Raw genomic sequence first — 20482 nt, 5'->3', positions numbered from 1 at the left:
TTACCGCTTAAAAGAACGTCCACGAGCAAGGATGCTCGTGTTACTATAAAGAACATTCACGAGCAGGATGCTCGTGATACTATAAAGAACGTCCACGAGCAAGGATGCTCGTGATACTATGGGATGCTCGCGGTACTATGAGATGCTTGTGTTACTATGGTTCTAATATATAATAGAATTTTCAAATATTTTGTTTTAGGGGTGTGCATTTGGATTCAAATCTAAACGAGGAGCAGAAAAAGGCTGTCTACTCTGATAGTAAAGCACTTTTGATAATAGCTGGAGCTGGGACAGGCAAAACCAGAGTACTAACGACGAGGGCTGCCAGACTTTTAAAAGAGAACCCAGAAGCAAGATATCTTCTTTTGACTTTTACTAAGAAAGCTGCGAAAGAGATGACCAGTAGAGTTAGGGAGCTGATTGAAGAAGATACTACAAATAGACTTTATTCTGGTACATTTCATTCTTTTTGTGCAAATATAATAAGGAGGATGGCATTAAGAGTTGGGCTGTCTAATAACTTCGTAATTATCGATGAAGCAGATGCTATGGATTTGATGAAGAAGGTTTTTGCCAAAATATACAGTAAAGAGGCGCTTGAAGCGCTTATATTTAAACCAAAGGACATCTTGGCTTTATACTCTTATGCCAGAAACAACAATCAAGATCTAAGTGAGATAATTCAAAAAAGGTATAAATACGTAAATTTTGAGGATATTAAAAAGATAATTAGTATGTATGAGACAAATAAAAAAGAAAGAAATTATTTAGATTTTGACGATTTACTGATGTACGGGCTGCTTGCGATTAAGACTCTTGACAAAAGCCCATTTGACGAGGTTTTGGTAGATGAATTTCAAGATACAAATCAAATTCAAGCCGAAATGCTTTATCAATTTTATAAATTAGGATCAAGAGTCAGTGCTGTGGGAGATGATGCACAAAGCATTTATTCTTTTAGAGGTGCATATTATGAAAATATGTTGAACTTTATTAAAAAACTTGATGCTGAAAAAATAATCCTTTCTTCAAATTATAGGTCTACTCAGTCAATTCTAGACATTGCAAATTCAGTTATTCAGTCTTCATATAGCTCTATAAAGAAAGAACTAGTTGCTAAAGTTAATTTGAAAAATAATGTAAAGCCTAAACTAATAATTGTTCCTGATGATTGGGAAGAGGCAAGATATGTGGCAAGAGAAATACAAAAGTTTAGTGAAGAGGGTTTGAAAGTAGCGGTGTTATATAGGACTGCATATATAGGCAGAAATCTTGAAAGCCAGCTTAACTCGATGGGAATAAACTATTCTTTTTATGGTGGGCAAAAGCTGACTGAGAGTGCACACGCAAAAGATTTTATGTCTTTTTTAAGAATTTTTGTAAATATTAAGGATGAAATAGCATTACTAAGAATCTTAAGAATGTTTCCTGGAATTGGCGAAAAAAAAGCTGAGAAGATTAAGGATGCAATAATAGCAGGAGGAAATCTAAAAGATTTATTGACAAAAGAAAAAAATTTGACTGAATTGTATCATTTTCTAAGTAAAATTTCAGGAATTACTGATTGGCACAATATCCTTGAAGTAATTTTTGATTTTTATAAAGACATTATGAAAAGACTTTATCCTGAAAATTATGAAGAGAGAGAGATAGATCTAGTCAAGTTTATTGATATGAGCTCTAATTATGATAATCTCTTGGAATATCTTGAAGCATTTACCCTTGATCCTGTGGAAAAATCCGAATCTAAAAGCAGCAATATAATTTTGAGTACAATTCATTCAGCAAAGGGACTTGAATTTGATGTTGTATTTATTTTGTCAGTTGTTGAAAATGTATATCCGCATTTTAAAGCTCAATCAAGTGATGAAATAGAAGAAGAAAGAAGGCTATTTTATGTGGCAATTACGCGAGCGAAGCAAAGACTTATATTTACCTTTCCTATGTATTCGAAGAAAAACAAAAGTTATTTTGCAAAAAATATAATTTCTCCCTTTTTACAAGAAAAAAATAACTATTTAGATGTTTCAATTGTGAAGTTAAATCCCAGAGAGTTTTAAACTCTCTGGGAAATTAAGATGTTATTTATTTATATCTTTCTCTCATAATTTTTGCTGCTTCAACCATATTTTTTAGGGAGGGTATAGTTTCTTCCCAACCTCTTGTTTTTAGACCACAATCTGGATTAACCCAGATAAGCCTTTTATCAATAACCCTGATGGATCGCTCTAATATTTCAAGTATTTCTGAAATGGATGGTATTCTTGGACTGTGAATGTCATAAGTGCCAAGTCCTATTCCGTGATCATATTTGAACTTTTCGAAGACTTCCAAGATGTCGCCCTTACTTCTGGAGGCTTCTATTGAAATTACATCAGAGTCCATAGCGTAAATTGCTTCTATCATTTCATTAAATTCGGAATAGCACATATGTGTATGGATTTGGGTATTCTTCTTTACATTGCTGTTGGTTAACCTAAAGGACTTTATAGCCCATTCAATATATTTCTCTCTGTTAGATTTCCTCAAGGGCAGACCTTCTCTAAATGCTGGTTCGTCAATTTGAATTATTTTAATGCCATTCTTTTCAAGATCCAAAATTTCTTCTGCAAGGGCAAGGGCTATCTGGTATGCTACTTCTTCTCTTGGAATATCCTCTCTAACAAAAGACCAGTTAAGTATTGTAACAGGGCCAGTAAGCATGCCCTTTACGGGTTTTGTTGTTAGTGATTGAGCGTATAGAATTTCGTCTAACGTCATTGGGGCATTCCTTTTTATGTCAGCGTATATTATAGGTGGTCTTACACACCTTGAGCCATAAGACTGAACCCAAGCGAATTTTGATGTAGCAAAGCCTTGAAGTTTTTCTCCAAAAAATTCTACCATATCTGTTCTTTCGAATTCCCCGTGAACGAAAACATCTAGACCGAGGTCCTCTTGTTTTTTAATAAGGTCCTGTATGAGACTTTTGATATATGCGGTGTACTCTTCTTTAGAAATTGCACCAGATTTAAACGCTGCTCTCTGGGCTCTTAATTCTTTGGTTTGTGGAAAACTACCAATGGTTGTTGTAGGAAATAAACCGAGTTTAAGCTCATTCATCTGTACCTTATATCTTTCTTCAAATGGTTCCTTCCTTATGAAGTCTTCGCTTTTTAGATTTTTAATTTTATCTCGTATCTCTTTGATAAAAAAGGTTTCCGGTGTTTTTTCCCATATTTTATGTGATTCTTCTATCTTTGAAGAAAATGTATTGTTGCCATTTAAAAATTCTTTCAAAATGTAGAGTTCCTTGAGCCTATCATTTGCAAATGCCAGTCTATTAATTAGGTCTTTAGGAAAGTTTTCTAAATTTTTGTCAGAAGAGGGAATAAACATTAGGGAACAACTTGTAGACAATATAATTCTATCTGCATTTATTTTAGTTTTTATTTTGTCTAAAAGTTTTAGAACTTTGGTTAAATCAGTTTTCCAGATATTTCTTCCATTTATTAAACCTGCCACCAATAATTTGTTTTTTGGGAAATCTGTATTTAGAATTTTGTTTAGGTTTTCATCTGATCTACAAAAATCAAGTCCAAAACCTGTAAATGGCAATTCGTAGAGCATTTCTAAATCTGGTACGCCTTCAAAATAGGTTTGCAAAATAGTTTTACACTTTAAATATGGCAAAATGTTGTAATAAAATTCTCTAAATATTTTTAATTCATCTGCTGTCAAGCCTAAAACCAAATATGGTTCGTCTATTTGAATATATTCTGCTCCTTCTTTTTCGAGTTGTTGAATGAGCTCTACATATAAAGGAGCTAATTTTAACAAAAGGTCTTTAAATCTTTTTGGGGAGTATGATTTTGATAATTTAAGAAATGTAAAACCGCCTAAGATTACGGGTTTTGTAATGATACCCGCTTCTTTAGCCCTCTTGAACGATTCTAAAACAAAGGGATAATTTAAATAAAAATTTTGTTCGTCATCAATTTCTGGCACGAGATAGTGATAGTTTGTATCGAACCACTTTGTCATTTCCATTGCTGGAGCATCTTTTGAGCCTCTTGCCATAGAAAAGTAAACTGACAAATCAAGTCCGCGTGCTTTACCAAATCTTTTTGGAATTATCCCAAACATATAAGCAGTATCTAAGACGTGATCGTACATTGACATATCGCCAACTGGTATTAAATCTATACCAAATTCCAATTGTAACCTGCATCTTGAAAGTTCAAGCTCGTAATAATTTGATAGGAATTCGTTTTCATCAATTTTATTTTGCCAAAAATTTTCTAAAAGAAACTTTAGTTCTCTTTTTTCACCAATTCTAGGGTAACCAATAACATTAGTTTTCAACAAACAACATCACTCCTTCCAAAACGGTTGATAAATATTAACATTTTTATAAGTAATTGTCTAAAATGTAAATTTAGTTTAATATATTATGTATATTTTAAGTAATGTTTTTAAACTTTTAAGGTTGATAATCTTTTAATTAAGGAGTGATAAATTATGAAGGAATTAAATGAATTAAACTTTAAAGATGAGATATCAAGCGGTGTTACTCTAATAGATTTTTGGGCTCCATGGTGTGGTCCATGCAGGATGATAGCACCTATATTAGAAGAACTTGATAAGGAATATGCAGGTAAGTTAAAAATATGTAAAGTTAATGTTGATAATGATAGAGTTCTTGCACAAAACCTTAGAATTGTGAGTATTCCTACATTGATTTTATATAAAAATGGGGAAGAGCAAAAGAGAATTGTTGGTGCAGTGGCAAAAGAAAAAATTGTGAGAGAGATTTCTCCATTTTTAGCATAACATTTTCTTTGTTTTGTGAAAATTGAATAAAAGGATTGTAGTAGGAATAAGTGGCGGTATAGATAGCTTCTATACCGCTTTCTTGTTTAAAAAATTGGGTTTTGATGTAATGTGTTTATATATTAACCTTTTCGATAATTATGAAGCTTACTCTAGGGCAAGGTTTTTAAGTGATTTATTGGGAGTAAAATTTGAATCCTTTAATGCTATAAAAATCTTTAAAGAAGAAGTTATTAATAGATCTCTTGAGATGATTATTTCTGGGTTTACTTCAAACCCCTGTGCTCTTTGTAATATGAAAGTGAAATTTAGAATTTTAGAAAGAGTAAGATCTAAATATAATTATGATTACTTCTCTACTGGTCACTATGTTAGGAGTTCTTTTAATGGTAAATTAAGAATTTTTAGAGGGATAGATGACAAAAAGGATCAAAGTTATTTTTTATCCTTAGTTCCATCAATATATCTTAAAAATGCTATGTTTGTATTAGGCAATTATACGAAAAAATATATAACAAAAATTATGCAAGAAAGATATTCCTTTTGGAAAGATATTCCTTCGAGCCAAGATCTGTGTTTTGTCAAAAAAGGTTATAAAAGTCTAATACAAGATAAATATGGAAAGAAAGCAGGTATATTTCTTTATGGAAATAGAGTAGTTGCAAATCATTGGGGTTCATATTTTTATACGATAGGTGAAAGTAGAGGGCTTGGTCACAAAGAACCCGTAAAGCTTTATGTTCAGGATTTAGATCACGAAAAGAATGTAGTGTATTTGAATACTAAAGAGTTTTGTTATAAAAACTCAATAATCGTTGACAAGCTTAATCTTTTTAATGAGCTTCCAGATAGGTGTTTAATACAAGTTAGATATCAAGCCAAACCTGTTGTATGCAATGTAAAGCTTAAGGATAAAAAGTTGTATGTAAATTTTCAAGAAAAGGTTTTTGCACCTACCAAAGGCCAAATTGCTTCATTTTATTCTTTGGATAATCAAGAATTATTAGGTGGTGGAATTATTATTGGGGTTGATTAAAAGAACTCTAAATAAGATTCTTGAACTTGATTATAAATATTCAATACTTCCAAACGGTGGTACTCTTGCTGTGGGGCTATCTGGTGGTAAAGACAGTTTAATAACTCTTTGGGCTTTAAATGAAGTTTTGAGACATAGGAAGCATAAATATAAACTTTGTGCTGTTTTGGTTGACCAAGGCTTTCCTGGGTTTAGCTACGATAAAATTAAAGAATATTTGTTTTTAAACGATATTCCATATATTGAAAAGAAGTCATTTATTTATAATTCATTGTCTAAAGCAGATTCTCCTTGTGCTATTTGTTCTCATCTTAGAAGAGGAGCTCTCGTGGATGGAGCTAAAATAATGGGAGCTACACATTTAGCTCTTGGCCATCATCTTGACGACCTACTAGAGGGAGTTATTATGACAATTGCTATGAATGGTAGACCAAATGTTCTCTTGCCAATCAAGTATTTGTCAAGAAGGGATATTTACCTAATCAGACCACTTTTGCTGGTTGAAGAAGAACATATAAAAACGCTATCCAAGAAGATTCAGGGGATAAATCCAATAGAGTCAGAATGTCCATATAGTATTAACAGTGAGAGGATAAAGATTAAAAAATGGCTCTATCAAGGCTACAATAATTGGCATGTAATGCATCAACACATGGCTTCTTGGGCAAGACTGCTTCTTGAAAAAGAAATGGAAAATCAAAGAAATATATAAATCATTTATTATTTAATAAGTGATTTTTATAGGAATATAATATTGTTTTATTAATAGTTGTATAAGTTTTGCTTGTTAATTCTAATAAATTTTGTTATAGTTTATGATAATAATGGTAACCCATGGGGTGAAAATTTTAAATAAAGGGGTGAGTGTCTATTGGATTGGTTCTCTTTTTTAGTTGGTAATGTTTTGTCTTATGTAGCAATCGTTGTATTTTTTGTGGGGGTTCCACTTCAGATTTATAGGTGGATGAGGGTGCCTGTGGTGTATCCTTTAACGGATTTCCCAGCGCCAAAGACCGCAGAGGGAGCTTTTATAAAGGTTCTTTTGGACACCTTTTTATTCCGTTCTATCCTTCTAAAAATTTATGATGCAACAGTCTACACTGGTAAGTGGACCGATTTGTGGCTAGGGGGATGGATATTTCATGTTTCTTTAGCTCTTATTATAATTGGTCATATTGTTGGTATTGGGACACTAGGTCATCAGTTCACAATTTTAGGTGTTAGTCCTGAAACAAGTTTGCATATGTCGGAATTTTTAGGGACTGTGTCAGGGATCTTTCTCAGTTTGAGCTTGATTTATCTCTTTTTAAGAAGATTTTTTAACCCCTTAGTAAGAGTTATGTCAGATGGTATTGATTATTTAATCGTTTTATTAATATTAGGAATTTCCTGTATGGGTAACTTCATGAGGTTTAGTTCTACTTATGGGGTTGAATACGATGTTGCTCAGAGATGGATAATTGGTCTTTTTACATTACATCCTGTAGCCCTTCCTGATAATCCAATTTTTACATGGCATTTGTTCCTTGTTGAAATATTGCTTATTTATTTTCCCTTTAGCAAACTTATGCACTCTTGTGGAATATTTTTTGCTCGTTGGATGATTACGAATTATGATCCCAAAAAGGTTATGGTTTTTGACTGGAGAAGCAAAGTTTGCGAGTGGAAGGGAGGTAAGTAGAATATGAATTTTGACAGAAACGTTGAAAAGGGAAGATTTCCTCAGAGATGGTGGGAAGATGAGAGATTAAAAACAGTTCAAACAATGGATAAAGGCGAGAAGCATCTTGTACCTTTTTTGGCTCCAAAAATTTATCCTCTTGAACCGCTGGACAAGCCTTTTGATGAAACCGAACTTGAGCAGCGCTTTGTGAGTGCTTTTGCTAGAGTTCTAGCACAACATAGGCAGTTAAAGGTATATATGGAGAGTTGTGTAAAGTGTGGGGCATGCGTGAATGCTTGTCATACATACCAGGGAACAGGTGAACTTAGAAATGTACCTGTTATGAGAGCAGATCTTTTGAGAAGATATTACAAGAAATACTTTACTACTCAGGGTGCTATATTAGGGCCTATTGTAGGCGCAGAAAGGGTTACCTTAGAGGGTCTTAAGGAGATGTACTATTATTTTTATCAGTGTTCACAGTGCAGAAGATGTTCATATTATTGTCCGATGGGTATTGACACAGCAGAGATTACAAGATATGGAAGGGAAATACTCATTCAGTGTGGCTTCGTTTCCCAGTTTCATTGGAGCGTTTTAACTTCTATGTGGAAGACAGGCAACCATATGGTTATTACAAAACCTGGTCTTATGGACACAGTTGAATTTCTCGAAGAAGAACTCAAAGAGGAAACTGGTGTAGATATAAAAATACCTGTTGATGATTGGGATGCCGAGCTGCTTTATAATCCTTCTTCAGCTGATTTTTTTGCTTACCCTGATACTATGATGGGTGTAGCAAAGGTAATGCATGCTGCTGGGATAAGATGGACGATTTCAAGCGATATAATAGAAACAGGAAATTTCGGGCTCTTTTTGCATGAAAATACGATGAGAATGTTAAACAAGCGTCTTATAGATCAGACTTTTAAGATGAAAAACTGTGCTGAAGTTGTTCTTGGTGAGTGCGCTCATGGATGGAGAACCTGGAAGATGATGACAAAAACTGTAAACGGCGAATGGGTTGACAAGAGATTTCATTATGTACACCTTGTTCACAAATTAATAGAATTAATAGATAATGGTGTTATTAAGGTAGATCCATCTAGATACGAGGGAATGAGGGTGACGCTTCACGACTCTTGTAACAATGCTAGGGCAGGAGGCCTTATAGAAGAGCCAAGATATGTGCTTTCAAAGATATTGCCTGAGGGATCATTTATAGAAATGACTCCAAATAGGGAGATGAACTGGTGCTGTGGCGGTGGAACAGGTATACTTTGGGATGACCCAGAAAGTATTAATTTAAGGGTTAAACTTTCGAGAAATAAAGCAGAACAATACAAAGCGGTTAACCCTGATATAGCTGTGGTAATATGCTCTATTGGTAAGGCGCATAACACCTTTATAGTCCATGATGGGTATAAAGATGAGCTCGATCACGTAAAGATTAAAGGTCTTGTTGATCTTGTGGGCGATGCTATTGTAGATTTTCCATTTCCTAAAAATAAGTATGCCAAATCATAAGTTGCTTTATATATTTTACTTTGAAAATAAATTTTGGAGGTGTTAAATTATGCCATTTATTGAGGTTAATGGTAAGCAGTTAGAAGTTGATGAGGATGGTTTCATCCAAGATCCAGAACAGTGGAATGAAGATGTAGCACGTTACCTTGCGAAGACTGAACAAGTTGAAGAACTAACAGAGGAGCACTGGAAGATAGTAAACTATTTACACGACTATTTTAAAAAATACCAGATTGCTCCAATGGTAAGGAAACTTTGTAAGGATAATGGTGTGGATCTCAAGAGAATTTATGAACTCTTTCCGACCGGCCCTGCAAAGGGTGCATGTAAGATTGCAGGATTGCCTAAACCAACAGGATGTGTTTAATACAGGGGAGGTGATAAGCTTACCCATTTTTTTAAAAAAACAAAATTTATTTCACCTTAAGGGGGTGTACTGATTAATGCCAGAATTAAGAAAAACACCAATGCTAGATCAGCTTCTTGATGGTCCTTTTCCAAGCTTTGTAAAAGAGATCAAAAAAGGTGCTGAGAAAAATGATGCTTGTAACGATCTACTTGGTCAGTTAGAGCTTTCGTATGAGGAAAAAATTACTCACTGGAAACACGGCGGAATAGTCGGTGTTACAGGGTATGGTGGAGGAGTAATCGGTCGTTATTCTGACGTACCTGATAAATTTCCAGGTTTGACCGAGTTTCACACTATGAGAATCAACCAGCCTGCGGGATGGTTTTACAAGACCGATAGGCTAAGAAAACTTCTCGATATATGGGAGAAGCGAGGTAGCGGCTTGACAAACTTCCACGGAGCAACGGGTGATATTATATTGCTCGGTACTCATACAGATCAACTGCAAGCTGTTACAGATGACCTTGCTCGTGAAGGTTGGGACCTTGGAGGTTCTGGATCAGACCTCAGAACGCCAAGCGCATGTGTAGGACCAGGCAGATGTGAGTGGGCATGTATTGATACTCTTGATATCGTGGATACTCTTACAAGGAGATATCAAAACGAGCTTCACAGGCCTATGTGGCCATATAAGTTTAAGATCAAAATTGCTGGCTGTGCAAATGATGGTGTTGCATCAAAGGCTAGAGCTGACTTCTCAATTATTGGTACCTGGAAAGACAATATCCAGATTAATAGAACAGAGGTAGTAAACTATGTAAATGCTGGATTTGACATCATTGGACAGGTAGTTGATAAGTGTCCAACGAAGTGCATTTCCTATAATCCTGTAACAAAGTCTCTTTCAATAGACAACAGCAATTGTGTAAGATGTCATAACTGCATAAATAAGATGCCAAAGGCTCTTAGACAGGGGAAAATAACCGGCGCTACCATATTGATTGGTGGTCATGCTCCAATCTTACAGTCGGCGTTTATGTCATGGGTTATTGTTCCATTTATGGAAATGAAACCTCCTTATGATGAAGTCTCTGAGCTCCTTGAGAAAATATGGGAGTGGTGGGATGAGAATGGAAAGATGAGGGAGAGAGTTGGAGAGCTTATTTACAGATTGGGTATGAGAAGCTTCTTACAGGCAACAGGCCTTCCTGCTGTTCCTCAGATGGTCTTGCATCCACGTACCAATCCATTCTACTTCTGGAGTAAAGAGGAGGTGAACCAATAATGGTTAAGACAGATTTTGGACCACCAAAATACTTGGACATGATGTCCGACCTTTGCAAGAGAAACTACGGCAAATGGAAATATCATGAAGTATTAGATACCGGTACGCTAGTTCATGTAGCAGAAAGTGGCGAAAAGCTTTATACAGTTAGAGCGGCAACACCAAGACTTATGCATGTAGATACTTTAAGAGCCTTTTGTGATCTTGCTGATAAATATTGCGGTGGATTTTTCAGATTTACCAGTAGGCATTCGATAGAATTTTTAGTTGAGGATGAAGCTAATATTGAACCTTTGAAAGCAGAGCTTCACGCAATGGGTTACACCCCAGGAGGAGTGGGCAATACCATTTCAAATATGCTTCACACTCAGGGTTGGATACACTGCCATACTCCTGCAATTGATGCTTCGGGTATAGTTAAGTCCGTTATGGATGAGGTTTTTGAGTATTATAAAGAAGCAAAGCTTCCAGCCAGACTTAGACTTGCTTTGGCATGCTGTTTGAATATGTGCGGTGCGGTCCATTGTTCAGATGTTGCAATTGTCGGAGTGCACAGAGTTCCACCAAAGGTGGATGATGAAAAGATTTCCAAGATGTGTGAGATACCAAACGTTGTAGCTGCATGTCCAACAAGGGCAATCAGACCCGAACCAGCCAAAAAATCAGTCGTTGTAAACGAAGAGAGATGTATGTATTGTGGTAACTGCTATACTATGTGTCCCGCAATGCCAATATTCGATCCCAAAAATGACGGAGCTGCAATATTTGTAGGCGGTAAAGTTTCTGATGCAAGGCATCCTGCTATGTTTTCTAAGTTGGCTGTCCCTTATATTCCTAATGAACCACCAAGATGGCCTACATTAGTTAAAACTGTAAGATTACTTATTGATGTTTACGCAAAGGATGCAAAAGAGGGAGAGCGTTACGGCGAGTGGATCAACAGGATTGGTTGGGAGAAATTCTTCAAAGTTACTGGTTTGCCATTTACAGATAAGCATATTGATGACTATATTTTCTCTGTTCCAACCTTCCGTTCAACAGCTACATTTAAGTGGTAATAAAATTGTTCCTTAATATAAAGGCGGTGAAAACAGATGGCTGCAGATCCATCGATCAAGGTTAAGATATGCGAATATCTTAAAACCGTTAAACAAGCAAAAAATAGGCAAATTGCAGAAAAGATAGGGGAAGATAAAAAGGCAGTAGATGCTGCTATTGCAGAGCTAGCTAACGAAGGAATTGTAGAATATATTTATGTTACAACCTCTTTTGTAGTTCTAAAGGATGAATATCATAACGATCCTAACTGGCATTATACGCCTAAGTAATTAATGTTTAACGTTCATACCTCCCCCTTATTTTTGGGGGAGGTATTTATTTGTTTATTTAAATTTGCTAAAATATTTATTACATAATATACTCGAAGGAGGTAATTTTCATGGTTTATGTGGTAAAAGTTGATCAAGATACCTGTAATGGAGATGGTGCATGCGCAGATAATTGCCCAAATCAGGTTTTTGACATGGTAAACGGTAAGTCTCAACCAACAAGGTCAGATGATTGTGTTGGTTGTATGACGTGTGTATCAGTTTGTCCAACTGGTGCAGTAACTGTAACTGAGCTTTAAAAATTACTATATGCGCGCAACTATATTTTTTGTTTTATAGTTGCGCGCTTTTTTATAATCGATTAAAGTTGTGATATAATACCAACTTAAGTTGTTTTCAAAAGTTTAATTTTTTGTTATAATTTCCATGCTAATGGAGAGATGGCCGAGAGGTCGAAGGCGCTCCCCTGCTAAGGGAGTAAGCGGATAAAACTGCTTCGAGGGTTCGAATCCCTCTCTCTCCGCCATATTTTTTGAGGAGGCATAAAGGTGTTGTACGTTCTAAACATTAAGGGTAAAGAGTTTCTAGTTTCTCCAGGCGATAAAGTAAAAGTACCATATATAAATGGTTTAAACCCAGGAGAGAAATTTGTTGTTGAAAATGCGCTTCTTTTTGATGAAGAGCCTGAAATTAAAACTAAAAATGTAGAAACTATAGTGGAAGGAATCGGTAAAGAGAGAACGGTAATTGCTTTTAAATATAGACCTAAAAAGGGTTATAGAAATAAAAAGGGTAATAGGCAAAGATACACTTTATTAAGAGTTTCTGGTTAAGAATTTTAAAATATAATTAATATCCTTGAATTTAAAAAGAGGTGATTTAATTGGCATCTAAAAAAGGCGGAGGAAGTTCAAGAAATGGAAGAGATAGTAACCCTCAATATCTTGGAATTAAGGTATATGGTGGTGAGATAGTTACTGCGGGTTCAATTATAGTAAGACAACGTGGGACAAAAATACGTCCAGGAAACAACGTGGGACTTGGGAAGGATTATACTATTTTTGCTAAGGTTGATGGAAAGGTTAACTTTATAAAGAAAGCTGGCAGAACAGTAGCTGAGGTTATTCCAAATTAGAATCTTATGTCTTTGAAATCATATATTTTTCCTGATACAGCAAGGGTTAAATTTGTGGGGGGGCATGGAGGAAGAGGGTGTGTAAGTTTTAGAAGAGAAAAATATATTCCAAAAGGGGGACCGGATGGCGGAGACGGCGGTAGGGGCGCTAACATATATCTTGTTGCCTCAAAGGAAGTAAGCGATTTGTCCTTTTTTAAAGCTAATACCAAACTAGTAGGGAAAAACGGTGAACCAGGATCCTCAAAGAAGATGCATGGAAAAGATGCTGATGATTTATACCTTTATGTTCCTATAGGTACACTAGTGAGGGATTCAAATACAAATGAAATTATTTGTGATCTTGATTATAATGGGAAAGTCTTTTTGATAGCAAAAGGTGGTAAAGGGGGATTGGGAAATGCGAATTTTGCTACACCTACAAATAGAATTCCTCATTATGCTCAAGAGGGAGAGCCAGGTGAAGAAAAAGAGGTTTTGCTTGAGCTAAAAATTATTGCAGATGCTTCTTTTATTGGACTTCCAAACGCTGGTAAATCTTCTCTCTTAAATGCTCTAACAAATGCTAAAGCAGTTGTTGGAGAATATTCATTTACTACATTGAAACCTGTTCTTGGTGTTTTATCAGATAAAGATAAATCTGTGGTTTTAGCTGATATTCCAGGTATCATTGAAGGCGCAAGCCGTGGTAGAGGCTTAGGAAATATTTTTTTAAGACATATAGAGCGTTCAAATTCCCTTATATTTGTTCTTGATATAAGTCAGGATCCAATTAACGATTATAATACGATTTTGAAAGAACTTAAGGAATATAATAGGGATTTATTGCAGAAAAAGAGAATACTCCTATTAAACAAACGTGATCTTGTTGATGTAAGCGCACAGGAAAGACTTTTATCTTACTTTAAAAACTTAAATGAAAGAGTTGTTGCTATAAGTGCAAAGAATAGCGAAGATGTTGAGGCTTTAAAATCTATTATTTTAGAATTTGTTACTGAGTCAAAAATACTTGTTTAAAAAAATAAAAAGAACTTTACTAATTCACGAGGACAAATTTTCGAGGAAGTTTAAATGAATAAGAAGATTGTTTTAAAAATTGGCACCTCTTCGCTTATTAAACAAAACTCAACTAATGAAGAGTTTTTAAACATGATTGCAGAGGGTATATCCATAAATATGAAAAAAGGTTTTAAGTTTGTTCTTGTTTCCTCAGGTGCAATAGGTCTAGGAAAGTTCTATACCAATATCAAAAATCCAAAATCGATCCCAGAGAAGCAAGCTGCAGCTTCCGTAGGCCAATTTTACTTAATTAGCGCATATAAGAAAGCCTTTGATAAGGAAAATATTCAGTGCGCCCAACTATTATTTACAGCTTCTGATTTGACTAATCGGGAAAGATTTTTAAATATTCAAAATACACTTAAGGTTTTGTTGAAGTCTAATATCGTGCCTATTATAAATGAGAACGATACAGTCGCTGTTGAAGAAATAAAGATAGGTGATAACGATACCCTTTCAGCTCTTGTTTCATTATTGGTTAGAGCTAATATTCTTACTATTTTTACTGATGTTGAAGGCCTTTATGCAAATAAAGATGATCCAAGTACTTTAATTAGAAGGGTTAAGAAAATAGATGGCTATCTTTATGATATTGCTGGGCAACCTGACTCAAGATTAGGTACTGGTGGTATGTATACAAAGCTAAAGGCTGCTCAAATAGCAACTGATGCTGGTATTTCTGTTTATGTTATTTCTAACAAAAGAGTTAAAGAATTTTTTAAAGATTTGAATAAAGATATAGAAATTGGTACACATTTTGAGCCATCATTAAAATGTTCGCAGAAGATGTCGTGGTTGAAATATAATACTAAAACAAAAGGTAAAGTTATTGTTGATCAGGGTGCAAAGGATGCTCTTTTAAAAAATAAAAGCCTTTTGCCATCAGGCATTGTAGATGTGGAAGGAAATTTTAAAAGGGCAGATGTTATTGAAATTTCTGACCAATTTGGTAATATTGTTGCGAAAGGGTTAACGAATTACTCATCTAATGAAATTTTAAGAATAAAGGGTTCTAATACTAAAGATATTTATAATATTTTGGGCTATAAATTTGGAGATGAAATAGTTCACAAGGATTATATGATAATTATCTAAAAGCTTAGGGGAGGTTATACTTATGGAGACTAATGAAATTAAAGAGTATGTTGAAGGGCTATGTAGAGAAGCAAAGGAATCAACTTATAACGTCGCATCGGTAGATACGAACACTAAGAATAATTTTTTAAATATTTTATCTAAAAAACTAATCGAAAGCGAAAAAAATATTATTGCTGCTAACGCTTCAGATATAGAAATTGCCAGACAAAAAGGGACATCTTCAAGTTTGATTGATAGAATGCTTTTGGATCATAAAAGGATTGTTCAGATGTCAGAGGGTTGTAAAAAGGTATCCTATTTACCAGATCCTATTGGGAGTATTACATTTGGCACCAAAAGGCCAAATGGGCTTGAAATCTACTGTAAAAGGGTGCCCCTGGGATGTATTGGAGTGATATATGAAGCTAGGCCAAATGTAACTATTGAAATTACAACGTTAGCTATCAAATCTGGAAATTCAGTAATTCTCAAAGGCGGAAGTGAGGTTATAAAAACAAACAGGGTGCTTGTAGATCTTATCAAAGAGTCTCTTAAAGAGGCTCAGATAGATGAAAGGGCTGTTCAATTTATAGAGACTACTGATAGAGCTGCAGTTGATATTCTTTTAAAGCAAAGGGGATTTATTGACGTTATTATCCCAAGAGGTTCTGAGGGTTTAATAAAACATGTTGTGGAAAATTCGTATGTACCTGTAATTGAAACTGGAATAGGCAACTGCCATTTATACATAGATGAATCAGCAAATATTGATATGGCATTAAAAATAGCAATTAATGCCAAAACTCAAAGACCAGCAGTTTGTAACTCTATTGAAAAGGTTCTCATACATAAAAATATTGCATCAAATATACTTATACCCTTAGTTATGGAATTTAAAAAGAGAGATGTGCAGATTAGAGGATGTCAGCAAACCTTAAAGTATATAAAGGATGCTGTTCCTGCAACTGAAGAAGACTGGTACAAGGAGTATCACGATCTGATTGTTGCCATTAAAATAGTAAAGGATTTAAGAGAGGCTATTAACCACATTAATAAATATGGATCTAAACATTCTGAGGCAATAATTTCAGAAAATTATTCAAGTATTAGAAGATTTCTTAGGGATGTTGACGCTAGTGCGGTTTACGCTAACGCGTCAACAAGGTTCACAGATGGTGGAGAGTTTGGATTTGGAGCAGAAGTAGGAATAAGCACTCAAAAACTACATGTAAGAGGACCAATGGGACTTGAAGCTCTAACTACGATGAAATATGTTATTTTAGGGAATGGTCAAATTAGAACATAGAATAGCTATTTTAGGAGGTACATTTGATCCAGTTCATATAGGTCACTTACAACTAGGGAATAATGCTCTTAATACCCTGAAGCCGGATATTTTTTTTTGGATTCCTGCGAAGAGATCTCCACTGAAAGATAAAATTTATGCGAGTGATTATCATAGATGGTGTATGCTTTATGAATGCTTAAAAAAAGAGAAGAGATATACTCTAAGTGATTTAGAATTTCTCAGAGAAAGTCCTTCTTACACATACTTTACTCTCATGGATATTAAGAAAGAATATCCTAATTCACAATTATATTTTATTATGGGTTTAGATACTGCTCTCTCATTACCAAATTGGTATAAAATTGAAAATATATTAAAGATTTGTAGATTTGCCGTTTTTAAAAGAAAGGTTGAGTTGAACAATTCACTTGAAAAATTGCCTGATAAGATTCTTTATAATATAGACTTCTTTGAAATTGACATTCCCGATATTTCGTCAAGTCTTATTAGAAAAAAGATTTTGTTGAATGAAGATGATTTATATGACTTTCTCGATCCTTCTACTATAGAATATATTAAAAGATTTAAATTATACAAATAAAAAAGTTTAAAAGTAATTAACTGAGGTTTTTATGGAATATATAAAAATTAGAGGCGCAAAAGAAAATAACTTAAAAAATGTGAACGTAGACATTCCAAGGAATAAATTGGTAGTTTTTACTGGAGTATCGGGTTCTGGTAAGTCGTCTTTAGCTTTCGATACGCTTTATGCTGAAGGGCAGAGAAGATATGTAGAGTCGCTATCGGTCTACGCTAGACAGTTTTTAGGTGAATTGAAAAAACCACAAGTTGAATCTATCGAAGGACTTTCCCCTGCAGTTTCTATAGACCAAAGAGGTATAACTCACAATCCTCGTTCAACTGTGGGCACTTTAACAGAAATATATGATTATTTTAGGTTGCTTTTTGCTAGAATTGGAGTTGCATATTGTCCAAGATGTAATATCCCAATTCAAGCTATGTCTTTAGATGAAATAGTTAATGATTTGTACAAAAAATATCCTGATGAACTAATAATGATTACTTCAGTTTTGATTGAAGGAAGAAAAGGTGAGTTTAAAGACTTAATTAACAGATATAGAAAACAAGGTTTTTTTAAAATGATAATTGATTCGAAAACTTATGATATCTCAGAAGAAGACATTGTTTTAGATAAGAATAAAAAACATACTCTGATTTTAGTTATTGACGAAATAACTCTTACTAAGGATAAAATAAAAAGATTAACTGAAGCAATTAGGTTAGCGTTAGAAGTAGGTAATGGTGTAATCAGAATTCAAAAAAAGGACGGACAATCTGATCTATATAGTGAGAGGCTTTCTTGTCCAAAATGTGGATTTAGCCTTGTGGAATTAAGTCCAAGGCTCTTTTCCTTTAACAGCCCATATGGAGCCTGTCCAGTTTGTAATGGTTTGGGGTTTATAGAGGAGTTAGATCTTGAAAAGGTTTTTGATATGAGCGTTAGTTTGAGAGAAGGCGCCGTGAAAGTTTTCAGGGGTAGATATAATCAGTATTATTTATATAATTTATTGAATTTTGCTAGACTAAAAGGGATAGATATTAATAAACCTGTGAAAATGTTGAGTTCTAAAGAGCTGGATCTTCTTTTATATGGTGATAATGAAGAATTAGACGAAGTTTCGTTTGAGGGTATAGCGAAATACATCGAAAGAAAACGTACAGAATCCTTTAATGAATTTCAGGATGAGTTTAAAGACTTTTTTATTAAAAAAACTTGTAGCTCTTGTAAAGGCACTAGATTGAAAAAGGAGGCTCTAAGCGTATATATAAAAAATACAAATATTGCTGACCTCTTATCCCTTACCCCAAAAAAGATTTTGGAGTTTATTGAAGACTATGAAAAAAATATCTTTAGATATGAGACACGTGCACGCGAAAAGGATAAAATTTCAAAACCAATTTTCAAAGAAATAAAGAGGAGATTGCAATACCTTCTTGATCTAGGTTTGGATTATCTAACTTTAGATAGGGCTACAATGACTCTATCAGGTGGAGAAGTACAAAGGTTAAAGCTTGCTAATCAAATTGGTTCTGGTTTGGTAGGCGTACTTTATGTACTTGATGAGCCAAGTGTTGGCTTACATCCAAGGGATATATCAAGGTTAGTAGATAGCTTGAAAAATCTAGCTCTTGTAGGTAATACTGTAGTGGTTGTAGAACATGATAGAGAAACTATTGAAGCAGCAGATTTTGTGGTAGATATGGGTCCTGCTGCTGGAGAAAAAGGTGGAGAGGTGGTATACGCAGGGGATATAAAAGGCTTGTACGAATCGGATACGCTAACTGGTAAATATCTTTCTGGAAAGTTAAAAATTATAGAAAATATTCAAAGAAGAAAGACAGATAGTTTCTTAAAGATATTTGGTGCAGCTCAATTTAATTTAAAAAATATAGACATAAATTTACCATTAAAGGTATTTTGTACCATAACTGGTGTTTCTGGTTCAGGTAAAAGCACACTTCTATATGAAATCTTGTATAAAGGAATAAGAAAAGAAAAGGGTTTTAAAGAATTGCCTGGATACTATAAATCAATAGAAGGAGTGGAAAAAATTGATAGAGTTCTCTTAATGGATCAATCCCCTATTGGTAGAACTCCAAGATCTAATCCCGCTACATATACTGGGGTATTAGATGATATAAGGAATTTATTTGCTCAATTACCCGAATCAAAGAGGTTGGGTTTTAAAGCAGGTCATTTTAGCTTTAACGTAAAGGGTGGCAGATGTGAAGCATGTAAAGGTGAAGGATTTAAAAAAATACAGATGCTTTTTTTGCCCGATGTATATGTTCCCTGTGATGTCTGTAATGGTACAAGATATCAAAAAGATACTTTGAAGGTAGAATTTAAGGGTAAAAATATATCTGATGTTTTGAATATGACTGTAGAAGAAGCTAAAGAGTTTTTCTTTGCTCAACCGTCTATAGCGAGGAAATTGTCTGTTTTGAGTGATATTGGTCTTGGATATATAAGATTAGGACAAAGCGCAACTACTTTATCAGGAGGGGAATCTCAGAGATTAAAGTTAGCATATGAACTTACAAAGAAATTTAGAGGTCATACATTATATTTGCTTGATGAACCAACTACCGGACTTCACTTTGATGATATTAAAAAACTTATAAATGTTTTGCACAGATTAGTAGATAGAGGTGATTCAGTAATTGTGGTTGAGCACAATCTTGATGTGGTTTATGCAAGTGATATGGTAATTGATTTAGGCCCTGAAGGTGGAGATAAAGGTGGAGAAATAGTTGCTTATGGTACTCCTGAAGAAATAATGAATGTGGGAAATTCCTTTACGGGCAAATATCTTAAAGAATGGTTTGAAAAGTCTTGACAGGATTTACCCATTTAGTAAGCGGAGTTGGTACAGTAGCTGCTATATACGTTAATCACCCTGAATGGATGAAAAACTTCAATGCAATTGGCGTTTTTTGTGGTAGTTCTTTGGGATCGTTGTTGCCAGATATTGATTCTTCTACTTCAAAAATTTCAAGTTTAGTTAGAAATCCTATTCTTGGCGTTTTTTTCTCGCATAGAGGTTTTTGGCACTCTTTGTTTGCAATAATAGTGCTAGACTTTTTACTAGCTTTTCTGTTAAGATTTCTTATGAATATAGACTTTAATTTTTTTGTAAGTTTTATTATTTTTTTTACTTTAAGTTATGCTCTTCACATATTATTTGATATGGTAGGAAATAAAGGTGTAAAGCTTCTCTCCCCCTTTTGTAATAGAAGCTTTTCACTTCCATTTACAGGTTGGTTTAAAAGCAAAACTCCTGTTGAATTTTTGATCCTTTTGATATTTTTATTAATTGTTTTTGAGGGATTGAGGTGAA

Annotated in this window: 20 protein-coding genes and 1 tRNA gene; 20 read left to right on the top strand and 1 reads right to left on the bottom strand. The window is 34.4% G+C overall.

Annotation, left to right across the window (positions count from 1 at the left end; all coding sequences use genetic code 11):
• The first annotated feature begins 209 nt into the window (after positions 1 to 209).
• Positions 210 to 2060 carry an ATP-dependent helicase gene (locus ACWIUX_RS07970; RefSeq protein WP_448590196.1) on the top strand — a complete coding sequence of 617 codons (1851 nt, stop codon included), beginning with the start codon at positions 210 to 212 and terminating at the stop codon, positions 2058 to 2060.
• 25 nt (positions 2061 to 2085) lie between these two features.
• Here ACWIUX_RS07970 and metE read toward each other — a convergent pair whose 3' ends face one another.
• A complete protein-coding gene (metE, locus tag ACWIUX_RS07965; RefSeq protein WP_448590195.1) occupies positions 2086 to 4347 on the bottom strand; it encodes a 5-methyltetrahydropteroyltriglutamate--homocysteine S-methyltransferase in 2262 nt (753 codons plus the stop codon).
• A 153-nt stretch (positions 4348 to 4500) separates the two neighbouring features.
• Here metE and trxA point away from each other — a divergent pair, with 153 nt between their 5' ends.
• The 19 genes from trxA (at position 4501) to ACWIUX_RS07870 (ending at position 20481) form a co-directional block, all read left to right on the top strand.
• Positions 4501 to 4812, top strand: coding sequence for a thioredoxin (gene trxA, locus ACWIUX_RS07960; protein WP_448590194.1), 312 nt, complete (start codon positions 4501 to 4503; stop codon positions 4810 to 4812).
• 22 nt (positions 4813 to 4834) lie between these two features.
• Positions 4835 to 5848, top strand: a complete 1014-nt coding sequence (locus ACWIUX_RS07955; protein ID WP_448590193.1) for a tRNA-specific 2-thiouridylase — start codon at positions 4835 to 4837, stop codon at positions 5846 to 5848.
• Positions 5835 to 6560, top strand: coding sequence for a tRNA lysidine(34) synthetase (locus ACWIUX_RS07950; protein WP_448590192.1), 726 nt, complete (start codon positions 5835 to 5837; stop codon positions 6558 to 6560). The genes ACWIUX_RS07955 and ACWIUX_RS07950 overlap by 14 nt, the downstream gene beginning before the upstream one ends.
• Positions 6561 to 6719: 159 nt before the next feature.
• On the top strand, positions 6720 to 7529 hold the full coding sequence (locus tag ACWIUX_RS07945) for a respiratory nitrate reductase subunit gamma (protein ID WP_448590191.1): 810 nt from the start codon (positions 6720 to 6722) through the stop codon (positions 7527 to 7529).
• A gap of 3 nt (positions 7530 to 7532) precedes the next feature.
• Entirely contained in the window at positions 7533 to 9038 is a 1506-nt protein-coding gene (locus ACWIUX_RS07940; protein WP_448590190.1) for a (Fe-S)-binding protein, read from the top strand.
• 49 nt (positions 9039 to 9087) lie between these two features.
• The gene (locus tag ACWIUX_RS07935; protein WP_448590189.1) at positions 9088 to 9405 is read left to right on the top strand and encodes a TusE/DsrC/DsvC family sulfur relay protein; all 318 of its coding nucleotides are present in this window, start codon (positions 9088 to 9090) and stop codon (positions 9403 to 9405) included.
• Between the two features lie 76 nt (positions 9406 to 9481).
• Positions 9482 to 10672: a dissimilatory-type sulfite reductase subunit alpha gene (gene dsrA / locus ACWIUX_RS07930; protein WP_448590188.1), complete on the top strand. Its 1191-nt coding sequence runs from the start codon at positions 9482 to 9484 to the stop codon at positions 10670 to 10672.
• Entirely contained in the window at positions 10672 to 11730 is a 1059-nt protein-coding gene (gene dsrB, locus ACWIUX_RS07925; protein ID WP_448590187.1) for a dissimilatory-type sulfite reductase subunit beta, read from the top strand. The genes dsrA and dsrB overlap by 1 nt, the downstream gene beginning before the upstream one ends.
• Positions 11731 to 11766: 36 nt before the next feature.
• On the top strand, positions 11767 to 12000 hold the full coding sequence (locus ACWIUX_RS07920) for a hypothetical protein (protein ID WP_448590186.1): 234 nt from the start codon (positions 11767 to 11769) through the stop codon (positions 11998 to 12000).
• A 110-nt stretch (positions 12001 to 12110) separates the two neighbouring features.
• On the top strand, positions 12111 to 12299 hold the full coding sequence (locus ACWIUX_RS07915; protein ID WP_448590185.1) for an ATP-binding protein: 189 nt from the start codon (positions 12111 to 12113) through the stop codon (positions 12297 to 12299).
• 135 nt (positions 12300 to 12434) lie between these two features.
• Positions 12435 to 12526 (top strand) — tRNA-Ser (locus ACWIUX_RS07910).
• A gap of 22 nt (positions 12527 to 12548) precedes the next feature.
• On the top strand, positions 12549 to 12833 hold the full coding sequence (locus ACWIUX_RS07905) for a bL21 family ribosomal protein (protein ID WP_448590184.1): 285 nt from the start codon (positions 12549 to 12551) through the stop codon (positions 12831 to 12833).
• Positions 12834 to 12883: 50 nt separating this feature from the next.
• Positions 12884 to 13135 carry a 50S ribosomal protein L27 gene (gene rpmA / locus ACWIUX_RS07900; RefSeq protein ID WP_448590183.1) on the top strand — a complete coding sequence of 84 codons (252 nt, stop codon included), beginning with the start codon at positions 12884 to 12886 and terminating at the stop codon, positions 13133 to 13135.
• Positions 13136 to 13141: 6 nt separating this feature from the next.
• Positions 13142 to 14152 (top strand): GTPase ObgE, encoded by a 1011-nt coding sequence (obgE, locus tag ACWIUX_RS07895; RefSeq protein WP_448590182.1) that lies wholly within the window; start codon positions 13142 to 13144, stop codon positions 14150 to 14152.
• A gap of 54 nt (positions 14153 to 14206) precedes the next feature.
• Complete coding sequence (gene proB, locus ACWIUX_RS07890; RefSeq protein WP_448590181.1) at positions 14207 to 15289, top strand: glutamate 5-kinase; 1083 nt, start codon at positions 14207 to 14209, stop codon at positions 15287 to 15289.
• A gap of 22 nt (positions 15290 to 15311) precedes the next feature.
• On the top strand, positions 15312 to 16577 hold the full coding sequence (locus tag ACWIUX_RS07885) for a glutamate-5-semialdehyde dehydrogenase (protein ID WP_448590180.1): 1266 nt from the start codon (positions 15312 to 15314) through the stop codon (positions 16575 to 16577).
• A complete protein-coding gene (nadD, locus tag ACWIUX_RS07880; RefSeq protein WP_448590179.1) occupies positions 16558 to 17160 on the top strand; it encodes a nicotinate (nicotinamide) nucleotide adenylyltransferase in 603 nt (200 codons plus the stop codon). The genes ACWIUX_RS07885 and nadD overlap by 20 nt, the downstream gene beginning before the upstream one ends.
• Positions 17161 to 17191: 31 nt before the next feature.
• Positions 17192 to 19981 carry an excinuclease ABC subunit UvrA gene (gene uvrA / locus ACWIUX_RS07875; protein WP_448590178.1) on the top strand — a complete coding sequence of 930 codons (2790 nt, stop codon included), beginning with the start codon at positions 17192 to 17194 and terminating at the stop codon, positions 19979 to 19981.
• The gene (locus ACWIUX_RS07870) at positions 19978 to 20481 is read left to right on the top strand and encodes a metal-dependent hydrolase (protein WP_448590177.1); all 504 of its coding nucleotides are present in this window, start codon (positions 19978 to 19980) and stop codon (positions 20479 to 20481) included. The genes uvrA and ACWIUX_RS07870 overlap by 4 nt, the downstream gene beginning before the upstream one ends.
• Position 20482 lies beyond the last annotated feature (1 nt).

Source organism: Thermodesulfobium sp., assembly GCF_053498235.1.
The sequence above is the reverse complement of the archived record's forward strand: the minus strand, read 5'-3'. Positions and strand labels throughout refer to the sequence as shown.

Bases quoted from the DNA above. Each gene is read 5' to 3' on its own strand.
- dsrB (WP_448590187.1), top strand. From the start codon at position 10,672: ATGGTTAAGACAGATTTTGGACCACCAAAATACTTGGACATGATGTCC.
- ACWIUX_RS07920 (WP_448590186.1), top strand. From the start codon at position 11,767: ATGGCTGCAGATCCATCGATCAAGGTTAAGATATGCGAATATCTTAAA.
- obgE (WP_448590182.1), top strand. From the start codon at position 13,142: ATGTCTTTGAAATCATATATTTTTCCTGATACAGCAAGGGTTAAATTT.
- ACWIUX_RS07935 (WP_448590189.1), top strand. From the start codon at position 9,088: ATGCCATTTATTGAGGTTAATGGTAAGCAGTTAGAAGTTGATGAGGAT.
- nadD (WP_448590179.1), top strand. From the start codon at position 16,558: ATGGTCAAATTAGAACATAGAATAGCTATTTTAGGAGGTACATTTGAT.
- trxA (WP_448590194.1), top strand. From the start codon at position 4,501: ATGAAGGAATTAAATGAATTAAACTTTAAAGATGAGATATCAAGCGGT.
- uvrA (WP_448590178.1), top strand. From the start codon at position 17,192: ATGGAATATATAAAAATTAGAGGCGCAAAAGAAAATAACTTAAAAAAT.
- proB (WP_448590181.1), top strand. From the start codon at position 14,207: ATGAATAAGAAGATTGTTTTAAAAATTGGCACCTCTTCGCTTATTAAA.
- ACWIUX_RS07915 (WP_448590185.1), top strand. From the start codon at position 12,111: ATGGTTTATGTGGTAAAAGTTGATCAAGATACCTGTAATGGAGATGGT.
- dsrA (WP_448590188.1), top strand. From the start codon at position 9,482: ATGCCAGAATTAAGAAAAACACCAATGCTAGATCAGCTTCTTGATGGT.
- ACWIUX_RS07885 (WP_448590180.1), top strand. From the start codon at position 15,312: ATGGAGACTAATGAAATTAAAGAGTATGTTGAAGGGCTATGTAGAGAA.
- ACWIUX_RS07940 (WP_448590190.1), top strand. From the start codon at position 7,533: ATGAATTTTGACAGAAACGTTGAAAAGGGAAGATTTCCTCAGAGATGG.